This window comes from Pantoea sp. CTOTU46764 (genome assembly GCF_031974595.1).
Lineage (GTDB): Bacteria > Pseudomonadota > Gammaproteobacteria > Enterobacterales > Enterobacteriaceae > Pantoea > Pantoea trifolii.
In genome coordinates, this window is the sequence record NZ_DALYOQ010000015.1 from 23,819 (window position 1) to 41,886 (window position 18,068).

The 18,068-nt window shown below is 49.3% G+C and carries 21 protein-coding genes and 1 tRNA gene; 7 read left to right on the forward strand and 15 right to left on the reverse strand.

What is annotated here, in order from left to right; translation table 11 throughout:
• Positions 1 to 29: 29 nt before the first annotated feature.
• Both RTM06_RS07715 and RTM06_RS07720 read right to left on the reverse strand, forming a co-directional pair.
• Entirely contained in the window at positions 30 to 359 is a 330-nt protein-coding gene (locus tag RTM06_RS07715) for a DUF1493 family protein (RefSeq protein ID WP_008107769.1), read from the reverse strand.
• A gap of 126 nt (positions 360 to 485) precedes the next feature.
• Entirely contained in the window at positions 486 to 872 is a 387-nt protein-coding gene (locus RTM06_RS07720; RefSeq protein WP_312181158.1) for a DUF1090 domain-containing protein, read from the reverse strand.
• A 317-nt stretch (positions 873 to 1,189) separates the two neighbouring features.
• Between RTM06_RS07720 and RTM06_RS07725 the strand changes: the two genes are divergently transcribed.
• The 3 genes from RTM06_RS07725 to RTM06_RS07735 all read left to right on the forward strand — a co-directional run bounded on the left by RTM06_RS07725 (position 1,190) and on the right by RTM06_RS07735 (position 3,656).
• Positions 1,190 to 2,413, forward strand: coding sequence for a site-specific integrase (locus RTM06_RS07725; RefSeq protein ID WP_312181160.1), 1,224 nt, complete (start codon positions 1,190 to 1,192; stop codon positions 2,411 to 2,413).
• A gap of 109 nt (positions 2,414 to 2,522) precedes the next feature.
• A complete protein-coding gene (locus RTM06_RS07730; protein WP_312181162.1) occupies positions 2,523 to 2,900 on the forward strand; it encodes a hypothetical protein in 378 nt (125 codons plus the stop codon).
• Between the two features lie 507 nt (positions 2,901 to 3,407).
• Positions 3,408 to 3,656: a transcription factor gene (locus tag RTM06_RS07735; protein WP_312181164.1), complete on the forward strand. Its 249-nt coding sequence runs from the start codon at positions 3,408 to 3,410 to the stop codon at positions 3,654 to 3,656.
• Positions 3,657 to 3,698: 42 nt separating this feature from the next.
• On the opposite strand, the gene RTM06_RS07740 is transcribed toward RTM06_RS07735, so the two are convergent.
• The 12 genes from RTM06_RS07740 to RTM06_RS07795 form a co-directional block, all read right to left on the reverse strand.
• Positions 3,699 to 3,908, reverse strand: a complete 210-nt coding sequence (locus RTM06_RS07740; RefSeq protein ID WP_312181166.1) for a hypothetical protein — start codon at positions 3,906 to 3,908, stop codon at positions 3,699 to 3,701.
• 117 nt (positions 3,909 to 4,025) lie between these two features.
• Positions 4,026 to 5,054, reverse strand: a complete 1,029-nt coding sequence (locus RTM06_RS07745) for a major capsid protein (RefSeq protein ID WP_312181168.1) — start codon at positions 5,052 to 5,054, stop codon at positions 4,026 to 4,028.
• Positions 5,055 to 5,073: 19 nt separating this feature from the next.
• Complete coding sequence (locus tag RTM06_RS07750; RefSeq protein ID WP_312181170.1) at positions 5,074 to 5,418, reverse strand: hypothetical protein; 345 nt, start codon at positions 5,416 to 5,418, stop codon at positions 5,074 to 5,076.
• Positions 5,419 to 6,128: 710 nt separating this feature from the next.
• Positions 6,129 to 6,632: a hypothetical protein gene (locus tag RTM06_RS07755; protein ID WP_312181172.1), complete on the reverse strand. Its 504-nt coding sequence runs from the start codon at positions 6,630 to 6,632 to the stop codon at positions 6,129 to 6,131.
• A gap of 144 nt (positions 6,633 to 6,776) precedes the next feature.
• Positions 6,777 to 7,265 (reverse strand): hypothetical protein, encoded by a 489-nt coding sequence (locus tag RTM06_RS07760; protein WP_312181174.1) that lies wholly within the window; start codon positions 7,263 to 7,265, stop codon positions 6,777 to 6,779.
• A 47-nt stretch (positions 7,266 to 7,312) separates the two neighbouring features.
• Positions 7,313 to 8,017: a hypothetical protein gene (locus RTM06_RS07765; RefSeq protein ID WP_312181176.1), complete on the reverse strand. Its 705-nt coding sequence runs from the start codon at positions 8,015 to 8,017 to the stop codon at positions 7,313 to 7,315.
• 188 nt (positions 8,018 to 8,205) lie between these two features.
• Positions 8,206 to 8,670, reverse strand: a complete 465-nt coding sequence (locus tag RTM06_RS07770; protein ID WP_312181177.1) for a hypothetical protein — start codon at positions 8,668 to 8,670, stop codon at positions 8,206 to 8,208.
• A gap of 2,009 nt (positions 8,671 to 10,679) precedes the next feature.
• Complete coding sequence (locus RTM06_RS07775; protein ID WP_312181234.1) at positions 10,680 to 11,357, reverse strand: DNA N-6-adenine-methyltransferase; 678 nt, start codon at positions 11,355 to 11,357, stop codon at positions 10,680 to 10,682.
• An 87-nt stretch (positions 11,358 to 11,444) separates the two neighbouring features.
• Entirely contained in the window at positions 11,445 to 11,879 is a 435-nt protein-coding gene (locus RTM06_RS07780; protein WP_312181179.1) for a hypothetical protein, read from the reverse strand.
• Positions 11,879 to 12,289 (reverse strand): DUF4145 domain-containing protein, encoded by a 411-nt coding sequence (locus tag RTM06_RS07785; RefSeq protein WP_312181182.1) that lies wholly within the window; start codon positions 12,287 to 12,289, stop codon positions 11,879 to 11,881. The genes RTM06_RS07780 and RTM06_RS07785 overlap by 1 nt, the downstream gene beginning before the upstream one ends.
• A gap of 631 nt (positions 12,290 to 12,920) precedes the next feature.
• A complete protein-coding gene (locus RTM06_RS07790; protein WP_312181184.1) occupies positions 12,921 to 13,094 on the reverse strand; it encodes a hypothetical protein in 174 nt (57 codons plus the stop codon).
• Between the two features lie 545 nt (positions 13,095 to 13,639).
• A tRNA-Leu gene (locus RTM06_RS07795) sits at positions 13,640 to 13,724 on the reverse strand.
• A 273-nt stretch (positions 13,725 to 13,997) separates the two neighbouring features.
• Here RTM06_RS07795 and RTM06_RS07800 point away from each other — a divergent pair.
• Positions 13,998 to 14,507 carry a DUF2501 domain-containing protein gene (locus RTM06_RS07800; RefSeq protein ID WP_265300939.1) on the forward strand — a complete coding sequence of 170 codons (510 nt, stop codon included), beginning with the start codon at positions 13,998 to 14,000 and terminating at the stop codon, positions 14,505 to 14,507.
• 45 nt (positions 14,508 to 14,552) lie between these two features.
• Here the strand turns inward: RTM06_RS07800 and RTM06_RS07805 are convergent, their stop codons facing one another.
• The gene (locus tag RTM06_RS07805; protein ID WP_312181186.1) at positions 14,553 to 15,929 is read right to left on the reverse strand and encodes a PLP-dependent aminotransferase family protein; all 1,377 of its coding nucleotides are present in this window, start codon (positions 15,927 to 15,929) and stop codon (positions 14,553 to 14,555) included.
• A gap of 110 nt (positions 15,930 to 16,039) precedes the next feature.
• Between RTM06_RS07805 and RTM06_RS07810 the strand changes: the two genes are divergently transcribed.
• The 3 genes from RTM06_RS07810 (at position 16,040) to RTM06_RS07820 (ending at position 18,044) form a co-directional block, all read left to right on the forward strand.
• Complete coding sequence (locus RTM06_RS07810) at positions 16,040 to 16,519, forward strand: carboxymuconolactone decarboxylase family protein (RefSeq protein ID WP_265300937.1); 480 nt, start codon at positions 16,040 to 16,042, stop codon at positions 16,517 to 16,519.
• Between the two features lie 95 nt (positions 16,520 to 16,614).
• On the forward strand, positions 16,615 to 17,250 hold the full coding sequence (locus RTM06_RS07815) for a hypothetical protein (RefSeq protein ID WP_256698312.1): 636 nt from the start codon (positions 16,615 to 16,617) through the stop codon (positions 17,248 to 17,250).
• Positions 17,251 to 17,366: 116 nt separating this feature from the next.
• Entirely contained in the window at positions 17,367 to 18,044 is a 678-nt protein-coding gene (locus tag RTM06_RS07820) for a MarC family NAAT transporter (RefSeq protein ID WP_312181189.1), read from the forward strand.
• Positions 18,045 to 18,068: the final 24 nt, after the last annotated feature.

Genomic DNA, 18,068 nt, shown 5'->3' on the forward strand with positions numbered 1-18,068 from the left:
AGGTAGCAGGCTCGGCGCTGAGCCTGCGGTTACTCGTACAGCCAGCGCCCCGCTTTCGCCGATTCAATCAACATTCCCAGCGTGAAATCGGGCACCACCGGCACTTCACGCTTATTAAATGGATTGAGAATCTGCGCCAGCGAGGGCTCATCGGGATAGTAGGTTTCGATGACAAATCCGCCGCGATCAACGCTGAACTCGCCGAAGAACTCATCCATCAGCGCAGCCGCTTCTTCACGTTCGAAGTTGAGATCGCTATCGATATCAATTTGCGGCGTCAGCGTTTTTTGCTTGAACAGGTAAACGCCGTCGTAACGTCGCACCAGCTCGTAGATACGCTGCTCAATTTCAACTGTCATCGCTTCTGCACTCCACTGATTTCACCGGAGCGCCATTCTGCCATGCAATCCCGACAGTTGGATGAAAAAAATCTCTGCGGGGGAATTTTGAGACAAAGCGCGAATTTTCTGGGCGGGACGCCCGATTTATTGCGTCAAAGCGTCCTGTGCTTGTTTCAGCTCTTCACGCGCGCCGGCCAGTTTACGCTGCTGCTTCGCAATTTTGTCGCTGCGGCCTTTGGCCTGCGCTTCTTGTAAATCTTGCTCACGCTCCTGCACTTTCAACTGCTTCTCGGCCACTTTTTCCTGGCGCGCTTTAAGTAATCCGCTGTCGGTGCAGTTTGCATTGGTTTCGCGTAACGCCTTTTCCAGACCGGCGATGCGCGCAGCATTGCCATGCTCACGCGCCATCGCCAGCTCTTGCTGGATATCCTGCTTTTTAGCGGCGCAGCCGGTGGCGGGGTTGGCAGCCTGAACAGACGTCACGGTCAAAGCAGAGAAAAGAATCGAAAGGGAAATCAGGGTGTTTTTCATGGTGAACTCTTGGTTTACGTTGACGGGCGCTATTATACGAAGAGTTCTTAACAGGATCTTAAGGCAGAAGTGATTATGCGAGACTGAGGAAATAAGCCGAATTTCAGACACAAAAAAAGCCGCTCGTAAGCGACTTAATTTTGCATCAATCGATGGTGCCGAAGGCCGGACTCGAACCGGCACGTATCTCTACGGTTGATTTTGAATCAACTGCGTCTAACAACTTATTGATAAACCACAATAAGCTGTCTTCCACCAGACGGTGTTCAGCACCAATTTCGCCATGAAATTGCCCCGACAATTTAGCCGGGGTTTCTATGATTTACAAGAGAGATCGTTACTTGATCTTAGATCCATGCGGAGTGTATCTCGTAAGGATCACCATCCCTGAATACATGAGGGGCTACTTTTGCGGAAAACGTAACTTCCTCAAGAGCACAGGCTCACGCGACATTCGCCAGGCAAGGCTCTTTCGTGATGCGATTGCGCTTGAGTTCGCCAGATTACGTGAACAGTTAAAGCCACAACCCAGTGGTTCAAAGGTTGAGCTAATTATTAACGATCTACGCCGCATAGGAAGTTATGCGAAAGATAATCCACTCCAGATGAGCGCACCTTTGCAGTCTTGCCCTTCTCTACTGCAAATGCGGGATCTGTATTTGCTCCAGTTTGGCGATAAACGCAAATTAACCACCCTCTCCAAGACCAATAAAGCCGTAGAGCAAATCTTGGCTCACTTGAAGAAGCGCGATATTCATTTACGGGAGATCAACCGGACAGTAGTTACTGGCTGGTTGGATAAGTTGAAGAAGGAAAGAGCACTCCAGACGATTCAAAATTACATCAGCTCATTGGCTCAGATATGGGATTTGGCAAGGAACCGTTATCACGATGCACCACAGGATAACCCTTGGCGTGGTCACGGGCTGGAAGCGAAAAGCAGTAAGGTGAGTTACGAGGTTTTTACTCATGTAGAACTGGCGAAGGTATTTTCAGCTTTTGAAGATGACGCTGAGATGCAGGCAGTGACCTTGATCGGAATGTATAGCGGCATGAGGCTAAATGAAATTTGTTCATTGCAGGTTGGGAATATCCGCTCAATCGAAGACGTTCTTTGCTTCGAGGTACTGGAAGGCAAGACCAAATCGGCGGCGCGTGTCATACCGGTTCACTTATGCATTATACATTTGGTTGAGTCACTTATTCAGAAACCACACAACGGTTTTCTTTTCTACCATGCATCAATTACAGATCGTGCTGACGGCAAGCGTTCAACATGGCACACACAGCGCTTCACAAGGGCAAAGCGTAAAGCCTTGGGAGAGGTTGGAACTGATAGAAAGGTATTCCACAGCCTTCGCCATGAATTTGCCCAACAGCTTGACCGTAACCAAGTTCCAGAGGACAGGATTGCATTATTGATGGGACATGACCGAGGCAGAACAGAGGCATTTAAGACGTACTCAAAAAATTCCGCATCACCACAAGAACTATTTAGTTATATAAACAAAATCAGATACAAGGAGAATGATATATCGTGATTGAATAACACCCATTTTTGGTAGTTGAATTTAATTAATGGATTAGGTTAATGTGAAAAGCCACCATTAAAAAACTTAAAAATCAATACCTTTAAATTAGGAATTACACATGGCTATGAAAAAGTGTCGTGAGTGCGACGGGAAAGTCTCATCATCGGCTAAGACTTGTCCCCATTGTGGGGTAAGTAAACCATACACGTCTCCATCTGGCTGCTTAATATTTATTTTAGCTGTAGCATTCGCAACATACATGACTTATTTCAATGATGAAAAGAAAACACCTGAAAATAGTTATGAAAAAGTAGAAGACACTCAAGAAGTAAGAAGTGAAGCACAAGCAGTCATACAATCAAGAGGATTTACTTGCACAAAAGTAAATAGCACGCACGCAGCGGCCTTTGGGGGTTCAGTCACAGTATTCTGTGACGATATTTATGAATATAAAATTAAAGATAATGGTGGAAAATATCAAGTCACCGCAGAGTGATTTATTATTCACCTCGTATAGTGACTGCATTTATTATTTACCACCATGCAGTAAGGTGAATCATTTTTTGCAATAACTGAACCTAAACTTTTGGAGATTGTATTTCCATGCATATCACCGTTACGACACAAAAAGTACACACGCACAAGAAGAATATTAGACGTGACGATCTTCAAGGGCTTACGTGTTTTATGCAAATGGCTAAAGGTGTGCGTGTTACTGCATCCTTGGATCATCAGTCAATTGTCAGCAGTGTGCTGGGTGAACCTGACAGTCGTGAACACCATCAGTTAGATTCATATTGGCGATGGGACGATGTCGATGCAGTGAAGTTAGTCGATGTGTTGCACGCTGTCGCTACAGTTAAGGCGTAGAGCATCAAAGCCAAAAGCCGAACGGTTTACCGTTCGGCTTTTGCCCATCTTCGCTATGGGTAACGCAACAGTTGCCTTTCTAAATTATCTAATTTATATTTTCTATCTAATTTAGATAAAGAGGTGGCACGCAATGGCTACAACAGCACAAGCAAAGATTTACGAGCGCATTAACCTTGCTCTACGTGATGCACCACGCAACCGCTATACCGCTGAATTGCATCTCCAGATGATCAAGTACGCTGATGAACTGAAAAACATCACGGCTAAAGAGTTCTGCGACGAATTGGGCATAGCTGCCAGCTACGTGGCAGAGTTCAGCAAAATGCGTAATCTGACTGAGCGCCTTAAAGCGGCTGGGCTTAATGTCAGTATGCTTTGAGAAGAGCAGGCACAAAAAAACCGGGCGGTTTCCCGTCCGGCTTTAAGTGTTCAGCTTCTTCATACGCTTTGCTGTCGCGGCTTCTCTGATCGCTGTCTCCAGCCCTTTAGCCTGAATGTGGTCAAACAGCGTTGTTCGTTTCATATCAAGCCAACGTGCAAGTGCCGAAAGGTTGATGATTGAGTCATCGTCACCTTTGAGCGGCAGGGTCAGAACTGGCACAGAGCCAACTCCAAGCAGTTGTAATCTCATTTATTAATCTCCTTTCCTTTGCCTCGCCACCTCAATGGCGGAGCTTACGCACAGCATCAGCAGCGGGGGCAAGTCATGCCCCCAATTACTGCAAGCGGTGTCCATATCGCGCCTGTCTTATGCGGCCTGGTTCGTCAGCTTAGTAACGAAGTCTGGACGGTAAATCACTGGCAGGATGCTCAATTCCGCGAACAGTTCTACGTTGCGGAGCTTGTCCTGATGGCTGTAAATGCGGAAATCTACGGGTTCAGCGAATGCCAGATCCAGATTGCGGCTGGTTGCGGTAGCAACGTAACCGAAAGGCAGCGCGATTTCTGAGGAAAGCGGCTTACTGAATTTGGGCACTAAAAACGCCTGGTCAGCGCTGATGCCGTAGAGTGGATCGGTCACTTCAACCACGCGGACATTGTCCAGCAGGAAGGTAGAGAAGCCCGGCAAAATTTCCTTGTTGAACAGCACGTCACGATCCAACACTCCGTATTGAATGCTCTGGCGAATATCCGGGTGATATTTAATTCCACGCGCTACCGCTGAACCAGCGAACAGGATGAAGCCATCCAGTTGACCAGCCAAGCCGCCCATGCGGAGCTTAGTAGCGCTCACGGCGTCATCAATGGAGCGAAGCGGGTCTAATGCCACACCTGTTTCAATTGTTCCGGTCGCCTGCTCGTAGCCAAATTCCTCTGTCCAGTCGATCAGCGGCTGCTGAGTAAACTCTGCTTCAACAGTGTTACGGAACAAGGCATCAGCGAACATCTTTTCACGAGTACGCATGTACTTGTCATGCATCGCCAGGCTTGAAGCGGTAACCGCGTCCAGAATGGACATTTGCAGATCACTGCTGGGTGTCCTGAATGGTTGGATATCTGCCGCCGTAATGCGATCTGCGTAAGCGTGAAGGGGTGCCTCCACCAAATGGTTGGAACTGGTACGCTTCGCCAGGCTTGACCACTCGCTGGAATACCTGGATACCGACTTAGAAATTTTTTGAGCGACTTCGTCCAGCACGTCTAAGGAAACCCTTGGACTCATTGACGTTTGACGGTCTGCGAACACATTCAGTGTGGTCAGCAAGGTGTTCTTCGCTGGCAGGTTGGCAAAGGTTGCTGTGTGGTCGGTGTACGAAAAGTCTACGGATAAACTCATTTCTTATGCTCCTTGATTATTATTCTGCGTCCGGTGCGGTCACGCGGATGTTGCCATTGGCGGTTAGTGCAGCAATCGCGGCAGCGCCTACGGTTGCACCATTCACAGCGATGATTGTTGCGGGTTTCACGTAGATCCCACGGTCAGCGACGATGACAGGCACGTCAGAGCCAGCACGAGCGGCAGATAAAGCCAGCAGGCAATCCGATCCAGATGCGTAGGCAGCGCCAGCGCTTGTTACTGCCTGGCCCGGAACCACGTCCACGCTTAGTGTGGCGAATGTGACCGTGCGGCGGTCAAAGTTCGGATCGGCGGCGTATGCCACAACATCGTTGTAGCTTGTTGGGGATGATCCCATTTTCATATTTTGATTCTCCATCAGAGTTGTTTTCGCGGCTGATATGCCGCTGTTATTCGCCTGTTTTTAGCTGTCCGAACAATTTGCCGGATGTAGGCAGCACTAAAGCCCGAGGCGGCGTTATCCGCTTTCAGGCTGAGTAGAAGTGAGGGGGCAAAACGTGGCGCTGAGTGCATCAGTACATGACGCCGTTATGCAGAACGCCGTAAGGCGTTAGATTTGATCCATCAGTAAAAGCACACCGAAACTGGAAGCGAGTGAGAGGCCCGAATCCAGAACGGTGACGGCAAGCAAATGACGTGTTTTCTGATGGAGTGCAGAAAGAGGGAGCAGCAGCGAGAAAATCCGGGAGAAAAGCCCATAAACGCGCTGTGCTCGATGCCGCTTTATGTCCGGCAGACAAGCCCGAGGAGATCGAGCAAACCCCACGTCATGGTTGGCGAACCATGGCAGAGTAATTTTTGAATTAGCAGGCAGGAGAAGCACAAACCTTTCTTGAACGCCTTTATAAAGACATTGAAGAAAAGCGCCTGATCATCACAGGCGGCTTTATTCACTCATAAGGAGAGTCCACAGCAGGCAGGCAACAATTGGCAGTAGGTACGCAGTTTGCTTGACTCTATAAAAGATAGTTTATCACGCAACTGTTTCTTTCGCAACAATAACCTCGATAATTTTATCGAATAGTTATTATCACTGCTAATTTGCTTTGCCGTTTAGATGCTTGTTTCGAATCCCAGGCGCTTTAGTGTCGCCAGCAGTTCCGGCGGTGCGTCGATTAAAGCGGCCTTGTTCACCTGCAAGCTGATTCCGGGCTTGCCAGCTTTCATCAGTAAGCTGTCCGGGCGTAGATTGGCGCTATAGCCTTGGCTTTCATGGCAGAGGGCGATCCCCTTGTCCTTAATGCGTTTGCCACGAGGTGCTTTTAGTGCCGATGCGTTTGCCGCTGTGAGCGCTGCGGCTGCGGCTGCGTTTTTCGTTGCTGTACTTTGAGCCAAGTAGTCAGCAACCGCTGCTGTTAAAGCGTCCTGAGCGACTGTGGAAGCCTTTTGCAGTTCTTCCGGGGTGCTCGATGCACTGATCTTGCTGGCGTTGCCTGTGCTGCTATCGTTGCTGTGCGCTTTCTGCATTGATTGCAGAATTTCGGCGCGGATGTCTTCCAGTGTCTTCATTTTCATAATTCTTCTTCCAGAGGTGTAAACGTGGGTACGGCGCTGCATGTAGGGCTGCTCAACCGCTTCCAGGCGATATGCCACGCATAGCGAAGCGCAAGCCAGATAAGCGGCCAGGGGATGTTAATCAAGGTTTGGATCGATGTTTCATTCATAGGTCACGGAGGCGCGACATTTAAAGCCGGAAGGTGATCAGTGGGTTCTGATGTCGCCGTGCTTTGTTTTTCTGGCATGGTGCGCAATGGTTTTGCGGTATGCCTTCATCAGGGGGTGAGAAGCGTCCGGGAGCCTCTTGCTGATTTCATCGCTGGTAAAATTAGCCTGTTCCAGAAATGTGATCACTGTGAACAGTGGAGCGTCCAACACATCAGCGATGGTGACCAGGTCAGCACCCGATTGGAAATACTGAAAAGCTAATCGCTGCGAGGTGAATGCATTACGTTCGCTGATTTGTCTGTGGCGTGGATTCCAGCTTTCATGGAGTGTTTTGACAAACTCTGTATCAAGCCTGAGATAACAGGCAACACGTCCGGGAGGCCATCCCAACACGAGCAACTTTTTTGCCTTTTTAACGATGCTGTCATCGTACTTGCGGCGTTTGAGCTTGCTTGATTGTAAAGCTGAACGGTGTGGTTGGCTTGCGTTCTGGGTGGCGCTCAGCGCCGCGTGTTTATCACTCAATGTGTCCTCGTCAAGTTGAAGTATCTCTTTGTAGGATCGTGGTGCTGTCAGCCAGCCCCGGCTTTTTCGCATATCTCATCGTATCCCAGTCGCTCGCCCTCGACCTGCTCACCGTCAGCAATTTCTCCGGGCTGTGTGAATCCTTCTGGGAAATCCTCTGGATCAGTTTTCTTGGGTGGAAACGGCAGATCTTCGTCATGCTGTTCCAGACTCACTGCATGATCATCATCGCCGCTGCTGTCGTCGTTAGATGCCACGCAATCGTGTTGTCCAATAAGAGGCGTGATACTGCCAGAGGCCAAGTTATCACCCGGATAAGCCGATTGTGCGTCTGTTGCTGGCTGCTTTGTAGCCTCTTCAAAGGATTTGCCATTCTCCTGTATCTCCTCAGTTTTGGCGGTTACTTTCTCTTTGGTTTTCATTGCGATCAACTCAGGAATAGAAATTGTTATGTAGATATTCCCTCGGCCACGCTCCTTTGGCTTAACCTCTAACACTCCCATTTCAACCAACCGCTTTGCGTTACGAGTAACAGTTTTTGTGCTCACATCGTGATCATCGGCGATCTTTTGGAGTGAAAAATCACACCATTTTTTTCGTTTTGTAAGCGAAAAAGTATAAAAGTACGCCCACCAAATCTTATCGTCACCGTCCATTTTTACCACAGCTCCCGATGGAGTCCGGATATTGTGAACTTTGCGCAACTCCGTGTGGATTTGATCAAATGTCCCGTCAGTTTCTTTCTTGCCCATTGTTCAATCCCTGTGGGTGCGTTATTAGTAGTAGTTCGCCGTTCGTGGCGTCCCCATGTCTGATGTTCTGCGCCATGTTCTGGCACATGAGCCGGATCATTCTGGGAACTGGCATCCCCAGGCGATCAGACTCTTCGCGCAAAATCGCGTAAGTCTCATCATCGAGCGATAGTTTCATGGTTTCCCTGTTAACCCGCCGTTGCCATGTCCGGGACTTTATTACCCGTCAGCTTTTTGAGTTCCGCAGCAGCTTCAACCATTTTCAGGATTAACACCTGATCGTTTACCAGCCCGATTCCCTGCTTCGTATAGTGCAATCGCCAGGCGGTCAATACTGGCTGGATGATATCGATCACGTCGCGGCCTTTTGCTAATTCAGCGCTGTAAGGTTTCAGAGTCGTGCGGACAGTGCGTGACGCACGGGCATTACGTTTCAGGCGGAGCTTATGCTCCTTGAGCAGTTCGAGCGCTTTAGACGTGTTCCGCTTGTTGGTTCCGACACGGTTGATGAATCCATATAGGGCGGTTTGCGTTGTCTTACCGTGAATGATCGCGTTGAAAATTTCCTCGGCATTTTCCACGCCGAAGTTGATTTTTGCTGTCTTCAATTTTTTCTCCATAGGGTTGATTTTATGGCGGTTGATTCTATTCACACCGCCTCATTGTTATTAATTTTATCATCATAAGTTTAAAATCACAAGTGGTTGTTTTTATATTTTTAATTATGTCAACATTTATTTTGTAAATTAAACGACACCCCGGAAAACAGTTATCAGGCGTAACTGCTCTATAACGCCCTGTATCGCGTTTTACCGCGTTATGGTGTTGATGTAGCATCGACATCACCAACAGCGTTTAAATCGCCCTGAGGGCTTCCTGTAGAGGATTTGAAGGATTAAAGCTGATGGGTAGATATCCTGAGTGCCTCTTTGCGCCGCGCCTCGTTAGCCTCGAACATCGATCTCGGCCTGTGCATCGCACAGATCCACATTCTGACGCGCTGTCGCTTGTCTGCCCACAGGGTGGCTTGCCTCTCCCGGTCAGGGAGAGAAAAGCAAGGCAACGCGTGGGCGATGCAGATTGCGAAGCGTTGAGCGGAGCGACTGAACAGAATCAATCGAACAACTGGCTATTGCCAGACACAATACTTAATAAGACCTTGTCAGGCTTTTAGGTAGTGTTTTAGGTTTGTATAATTTTAGAAAGATATAGTAGTGAGACATAATATTGTCTCCATTATGGGGACAGTATCTTGTCCGAATGAATAGGGACATTACTTTGTCTCCATAGATAGGGACATTATCTTGCCCTCACAGGCACCAGGGCATTGCTGAATCCACTCTCAAAATAAATGTCAGTAATTGTCCATCAAATCGCAGATAAATTGCTGGAAACCGTTCTTAATCAGCTTACGTAACGGCTCTTTTAACGTTAATTGCTGCGATCTCGCTGCTGTTGCCGATGTGTGGAATCGCTGACGAATTGGCTGCTTGCAGTGAACAAAAGTAATAAATTCATCACAATCTGGCTGCAAGCCGCGTCAACAAAGGCGGCGTTAATATCATCGCTACGCAATGAAAATATTAAATCAATGGTTTTCTAACACGTTGCTTGACCGGGAACGTTTTCCGCGCCCCGGATGGATTACGCCACGCACGTAAAAAAAATTTTCTGGCTGCTCCCCCTCACCAGACGGCCTGCCAGCTACACAGAGGCTCGCTGATTTCGCTGGTTGCATCGCCTTTGATTGTTGGTGATCGCCTCGCTACGGCGCGTAGATGAAGCCTGACGGCCTATGATGATGGTGTCTGGAGTATTCCGCGTTGTTGGCTGCACTCTGCGTTAATGGAAGCGCCCGGAAACGGCGAACCGCGAAGAAAGCGACGACATACAGCACAACCGATCACCGAAATGACCAGCAGCCGAACCGCGAACCGTCGATCACTGTGCTGATGACTTCATGCAGCCGTTGCCGAAAGGTGGAATGATGGAAATGTGCCGCCTGACGCCTAAAGCCAGCCAACGGGCTGAAACCGGATATTCGGTGCAATGCGCCGGAAGTCGTGCAAAATTACTGAACAGGTTTTCTTGCCTGCAAAGTGGCGCTATCAGTGGCGATCATGTGTGGAAACAAGCGTCATCGTGTCGCCGCGCCCTGAAAGGCTCGCACAGACAAAACCACACAAACCGTGTGGTTCACGTAAGATCTATTATGTTAAACACGCGCCAATTTCGTTCATTAACTGAGCAGTTCGATCAAGTTATCTGGCTGAGTGTGGCGTGCTGCCAGGGCGATGTGTTGGTGCTCTGTCGATGCTCTAAGCGTTCAATACGTGCTGATGTGATGCCGTGCCGCTGTGCGCTTGGCGTGGGCATTATTCATCGCTGCCGCGTCCAACTTCATGGCGCCCCGGAAACGGGAAGGAGCTTGAAATTTAAGTTACTGATATTTATGCAAAATTATTGGATTCCCTCAAGGGGTGTGGCAGTCCGTCAGGCAGATCTCTAAGAGAGACAGCGATATTTGCCAGCCCTTCAACATTCGATGCACCCGCGTTGCGATTTCGCGCCGGGGGGCGAAGGATTAACGCGATATGAGTGGCGGAAACGCGGTGCATTTGGTGTGCAGATCGCGTCATAACTATAGGGGATTAAGGCGCAATTAAGCCAACCTTTGTGCAATCCTCTGAACTGTTCGTAATGGCATTTTTAGCCGTTCAGCGATCTCTTTCGGCGTCGCCCGTTTACGTTCATAGAGGTCGATCACCTGATCCAATACTTCCGCATCATAAATTGTTGGCCTGCCCGGAACGCTACCCCGGTTGATGACGTGCAACAACAATCCAGTGTCAGCACAATTGACGGTCTGCCTGATCTCTCCTTTGCGTGGAACGTTGCGGAAGATGACCACACAGCAGGCCATTGGAGCACGATTATTTAACCTCTTCTGCTTTGTACCTGGTGCAGCCTTGAACCGCACATTACGAGACAGAAAACGGATTTCGTGAGCATTCGGATTCATCAGGATGAGTCTAAGCCACCACTTAGCCTGTGTTCTCACCGGGATCAGGAAGCAAGTCACCACCGCTTTGTGACCATGTTCAATGAATGATGGGATCTGGCTGTATGGCGGGTTGCACCATATGGACGACTCAGCGCACCAATCTTGCTGTAGCGCGTCCTCTTCCTCAGTCCAGTATTTGGAGCATAACGCGTTATCAGCGCTTGCCGCTGCATCTAAAGTGAAGCTGAATTCTTTGTTCAAGCCACGGAAAAGTGACCACGGCGATTGCCAGTTATCATTACCTCCGCGACCCTTGCCAATAGATAAATGTTGCATCAAGCTGTGGAATCTCACAGTATTGTTGGCAGCCACTGAACAGATTAAGAATCACTAATTCTGATATCTATACAATTAACTTTCTGATCAAGATGTTTTATTATGCTCAAAATGGCAATGGTAACAGCTCCAGTAAGTACGTGCTTTAATACCCCATTCAGGTTCTTCCGGAGAATACTCTAAACGCATGTGTACTGATTTTTCATTCCCTTCATAACATTTAGGACAAAATGCCACGTCATCTTCATCTTTCCAGTAAAGACCATCTCGGAAAACAAACTGCTCTCTTTCTTTTAATTTCCTCTCAAGATCTTTATTTTTGAATTCCGCATCAAATAATAATGCTTGAGTGCTGATGACTTCAAGTTTGACACTCGCAAGCTCCCCCATTAGATTTGCTAATTCCAGTTTAAGCGTTGCTTTATCAAGCTCAGCACCATCATCAGAAAGTTTCTTTGCAATCCCTACTGCTTTGTCGATTATACCTACGGCAGCGGCAGTACTGGCTAAAATACCAGACATTATTTGGCATCCCTTTTATCAATAGCTTCACGCGCCCTTTCTGGAAGGAAGTTATACATTTCAGCGACTTTTTTTGGCCTACTAATCTGGTCTTCGACTATGAAATTAATCAAGCCAAATAAGGAAATAGCTGTTTCAGGACTATCGTCAAGATTAATTTCCCCCGGGTGAACGGCATTATTTCCGACAACGCGACATATATCTAAAGCCTGCTGAATTTGGACAGGGAGGCCTCTTTTAACTAAAGTCCCAATATCATCATTAACATTCCCTTTGAGTCCGATATTTATTAGCAATTTCTGGACACAGAGGCGAAGTAATGCAGTCGATCCCTTTGGAGACAAATTAATAATATTTCGAGCTTCAAGATAGTCAATTTTACAGTTCTCAGGCATATCAGGATTTGGCATTTCAACGTTTCCTGACGATGGAACAATCATTTTGTCCTCGTACCAATATGCGTACTCGTTGCAATGGCTACATTGAGAGGCACTTAAGGGAGTTACTATGCTTCTCGCATATTCGGATATAACTAAATCACTGAAATCTTGCTTTGCAAATACATTGCACAAAGGACAATGAAAATTAGTTTTTTTAAAAATTGGGGGATAAAATTCCATGGAGATTCACTCGTATGAAGCAGTTATACCATCCAAGTATCCCTGCGCAAATGCTGCATGGGGACTCTTGTGGCGAACCGTACCCGCCTGACTCTCATGTAGAGAATCCAAATCAATTTCAAGCGTTTCATCTCGACGTGTCCCAGCTGTATAGCCCCTTTCATATGCACAGCCACAACATCTATGACGTCCAGCCCCTCCCTGATCATCTGGAAGCTCTTCAAAAAAACCCCAGTAACGGTGTTGATCCTGACAATGCGACATACAACCTCCATTAAAATAAGCACAAAAAACACCCTGAATGTAATGTGCCCAAAGGGATGTTTTCAAGATTTTTCTTAAAGAAAATTTACTATTCCATGTTTTACATGAATTTTATTTGAAATTAACACTACCTATCAGGTATGGATTAGGTGGAAAGTTATAATGATTTGAAATGCTGTAGAGAGTCGCGATCCAAAGTGCCATCATCCCACTCTTGCTGTCGCATTTTGCGATGGTGCTTGCGGCTCACTTTTATCTCAGGCGCTCTATTATGTTTATCGTCAGGCAATACCCGCCCTTCAACTACCTGCAATATCTGTTTTTTACGCATACATCACCATCAAGCAAGTTTCGAACTATTTTAGTTCGCTACCTTACTGAGGACAATAGCAGCCATTAAGCCCCGTTGGTGGTAAGACAACAAGCGGAGCGTAGCGAAATCATCAGGGTTATGTCAGTCAGTGAAATTTATCAGGATAACCGTGTACCCTTGCGGGAGCGTGGCTGAAACGCTGGCAGAGCTTGCATTTGGTGTGCAAGTACCGAGACCACCATAAACCTGTTTATCCTCTGCACTGTCATCACGACAGGGAGCATTAAGAGGGCATCGGGCTGAAATGCGATTCACTGAAAGTTTTTCGGGAGAGTTTTAAGACGCTGGCAGCGTCATTAGCTTCAAGTTGGATGCTGAACGGTGCGACTGTTCACGCTTGTACGTGTTTGAGCCTGGAACTACACGCCGCTGTAGGTTAACATCCCGATTCGCCACTACTAACCACAGCGGCAATTTCAGGTGAAGCGAAGACAGCAATTTTCCCATACAGAAAAGACAGAAGTTTTTGTCTAATCTATTGATTTTACAGGAAAATGAATAGATGGTGCCGAAGGCCGGACTCGAACCGGCACGTATCTCTACGGTTGATTTTGAATCAACTGCGTCTACCGATTTCGCCACTTCGGCACTGAAGAGGATGCGGAAAACGTTGGGGATTATACCGTTACGAGCAGAGTGCGCAACTGGAATCGTTAGGGATGTGCGCTAAGCGTTGAAAAAAACAGCGTTTCGCAGATAACTGCTTGTTATACCGTCAATCCCACTAACCGAATTACAAAAACAAAAACCCAGAACGTTCCCAATTTTCCCCAATCCGCCCGCTTAACTGGAACTTTCAGCAGTCAAACCTCTCTTAACCAAAACTGACGCAGTCAGAACATAAAAGACAACGAGGTTGAGATGAAATTACAAGGCATGATTTGGGGATGGGGCATCGCGGCAGCCATGGTTGCGGGAAGCGCATCGGCGGCAAGCTGGCAGGATCAGCTGAGCAGCGCGGCATCGCAGCTGTCGCAGCAGAACAACAGCACCAGCAACACCAGCACCACGCAGAACGGCGGCATGTCGCTCTCATCGCTCACCGGCCTGCTGAACGGCGGCGATAAAGCGGTGAGTTCCAACAGCATGACCAACGCTGCAGGCGTGATGTCGTATTGCGTGCAGCACAACGTGGTGGATAACAACGTGAAGTCGGTGAAAGATCAGGTATTGAGCAAACTCGGCCTGAACAGCACCACCGCGCAAGAGCAGAAAACCGATTATCAGCAGGGTTTGCAAGGCTTGCTCAACACCGGCAACGGTCAGCAGCTGAACTTGCAGAGTCTGAGCAACTCGCCGATGGGTGAGAAGCTGAAAACCAAAGCCTGCGACGTGGTTCTGAAGCAAGGCAAAAAATATATCGGCATGTAAGGACGCGCCGGTATCAAGGCGCGAGCTGTCCCTCGCGCCTTTTCTTTAACCCAATAACGCTCGCGTCTCCTGCACCGTTCTCTGCAACAACTCCCGCGCCTGCTCCACCGATCGAATATTGGTATAGCCAATCACCAGGCCATAACGTTTCTGCGTCTGCATATACCAGCCGGAAAGCGGCAAGACGCGCAGCTGATGCCGCTGCCAAATCGCCGCCAACGCCGCGTCCTGCGTGCCGCGTGGCAGGAATGCGACAATGTGCATGCCGCCATCGGTCAGTTCAAAATCAAACACATCCGGGAAACACGCCTGCAAGGCATCCAGCATCATGCGGCGTCGCTGCTGATAAAGCGTGCGCATCTTTTTAATGTGGCGATAGAAATGCCCTTCGCTCAGGAACTGCGCCAGAATCTTTTGCGGCAGCAGCGACATGCCGGTTTCGAGGATTTCGCCCAGCTCGCTAAAGCGCGTAATGGTCTCTTTCGGCATCACCAGATAACCCACGCGCATCGCCGGCATCATGGTTTTGCTGAAGGTGCCGGTGTAAATCACTCGATCGTGCACATCGAGACTTTTCAGCGCCGGAATCACTTTGCGCGTGTAGTGGAACTCGCCGTCGTAATCATCTTCAATGATCCAGCTATCGTTATTCTGCGCCCACTCCAGCAGCTGATGCTTGCGTGGCAGCGATAAGGTTACCGCCAGTGGGCTGTGATGCGTGGGCGTGACGATGGCGAAACGCGCATCGGCGTGATAGCGCAGCAGATAATCCACATCCATACCTTGCCGATCGACTGGCACGTAATGCAGATTCGGCGCGATGCGCTTCAGCAGTTTTTGTCCGAAGAAGTAGCCGGGATCTTCAAACATCACTTTGTCGCTCGGCTGCGCCAGCACCGCCAGAATCAGTCGCAGGTTGGCGCGATAACCACTGGTGATAAAGATCTGTTCCGGCTGGCAGTTGAGCCCACGCGATATATTCAGATAGCTGGCGATGGCTTCACGCAGCGGCTGATAACCCATAATTGGCGGCAAAATCATCTCATCCGCACGCAGGGTTCGCGCTGCTTTGCCGGAAATCAGCAGCCACTTTTTATGTGGAAACGCATCCAGTGCCGGGATGCCAAGCCGCAGCTCGCCTTTGCTCTCACGCTGGATTAACGCGCTCACTGGCGTCGCAGGCACTGCCGTTTTTCCGGTTGTTTCCGGCAGAATCAGTTCGGGATTAACACGCGTGCCCTTCGCGCCCTGACTGACAAAATAGCCTTCGCCGATCAGGATTTCATAAGCAGCTTCCACCGTTTTTCGCGCCACTTGCAACTCACTCGCCAGCGTACGGATCGCCGGGACGCGGTCGCCCGGCTTCAGCTGCCCTGCAAGAATCTGCTGGCGATATCGCGCATAAATCTCTTTATATCCCACGCCATGTCCTATCTGTTTTCACGTTTTTTGACCCTTTTCACTCAGACATGGAAGTTTAAGATGCCCGCATTACCTTCGCATTGAAAAACGACTGACCTGAGGATAAAAACATGACTGCACGCGTTAACCACTTCAAAACCGTTCCGACACTGGTCAAAACCATGTCCGATCTCTCTATGAACGTCAGTAATGTTTCATTAGAAACCTCACTGAAGCATCTGGTCGATCTGCGCGCCTCGCAGCTCAACCAATGCGCGTTCTGCGTCGATATGCATGTGAAAGAGGCCAAACTGCACGGCGAGCGCGAGTTGCGTCTGCATCACGTGGCGATCTGGCGCGAATCACCGCTGTTCACCGCCAAAGAAAAAGCGGCGCTGGCGCTGACCGAAGCGCTGACGCGTCTGGGCGATCACGGCATCGACGAAGCGCTGTACAACGAGGTACGCGCACACTTCTCTGAAGTGGAGACCAGCGAACTGACGTTCTGCATCGCGGTGATCAACACCTGGAACCGCCTGATGGTGCTGTCGCAGATGACGCCGGGCGCACTGGACAGCGCTTATGGGTTGGATCGTGCTGATTTACGTTAATTTTTACCGCCAGTAGCCCATGCTGCTGGCACCACCATGTTCATCTGCGCTGCCTGAGGCTATAGTGAGATTTTGCACCACACAGGACAGCGCACATGAAAGGCATCAACATTGCGATTTACTTCGATCCCGACCAGATTCACATCTGTGTTCACCAGCAGGATGATAGCTATCTCAGCCAAACCTTTATTTACGACGACAGCGTAATTGAAGAGATTTATCAGTGGCTGGAGCAGTTCACACCTAATCGCACCCACATTTGCCTGATTGAGCACGATACCGCTGATATCCTCGCCGATGAGTTGGTGGATAACGGTTATCACGTCCATCAGGTCACTCAGCACGATCTCTTGACCTGGTTCGCCAACGAACCGCCTGCCGAACCCGATGGTTCACCGGTGCGCGCGCTGCTGCGTTATCTGGAGAGCGAGCAGCCATCCGAATACCAGTCACGCACGCCACAGATTGAAGCCTTGATGGATCTGCTGGATGAGCTGGACGATCTCGAAGGTGTGGATGAAGTCGAAGATGAAGACAATCTGCCGGATGACGTGCTGCGCCTGATGAAGCAGAAGAAGATCAGCGCGCAAGACGCCGCCCAGCGTTTGCTGCCCGATGTGAATGAGCGCATTCGTGAGCATTTGATCAATTATCCCGAGCTGATGACACCAGAACTGCTGCAGGATTTCTTCCCCGAGTTGATCGAGGCACTGGATACGCCGAAGCATTGATGTTCGGGTAGGTGCGGCGTCTGACACGGTCGCCATAAATGGCGACCCTACGTTTGGGGGTTGCCGTTTTTTGTAGGGTCGCCATTTATGGCGACCAGGAATTCTGAGGACATTTCATGCTGGAGTTGTTTAAAGCCATCGGGCTGGGATTGGTGGTGATTTTGCCGCTCGCCAATCCGCTGACCACCGTGGCGCTGTTTCTCGGCCTGGCCGGAGAGATGAATTTCCAGGAGCGTAATCGCCAGGCGATGCAGGCCTCGATCTACGTGTTCCTGATTATGATGGTGGCGTGGTACGCCGGCAGCGCAGTGCTGCACACCTTTGGTATCTCAATTCCCGGCCTGCGCATGGCGGGCGGGCTGATTGTGGCGTTTATCGGTTTTCGCATGCTGTTTCCGGCGAAACCGGTTGGGCATTCGGTCGAAGCTGAGCATAAGCAGGATGAGCTGGACGCGACCGACAGCAACCGTGAAACCGTCAACATCGCGTTTGTGCCGCTGGCGATGCCGAGCACCGCCGGGCCGGGCACCATTGCGATGATCATCAGTTCCGCGTCGACGGTCAAATCGGGCGTGGATTTCCCGGCGTGGGTGGTTGCCGTTGCGCCGGTGCTGACGTTTTTCGCCGTGTCGGTGATTCTGTGGATTTCGCTGCGCAGTTCTGGCGCCATCATGAAGCTGGTAGGTAAAGGCGGGATCGAGGCGATTTCGCGTTTGATGGGCTTTTTGCTGGTGTGTATGGGCGTGCAGTTCGTAATTAATGGCGTGTTAGAAGTGATTCACAATTATCATTGATATCGTGGGATAAAAAAAGGTCGC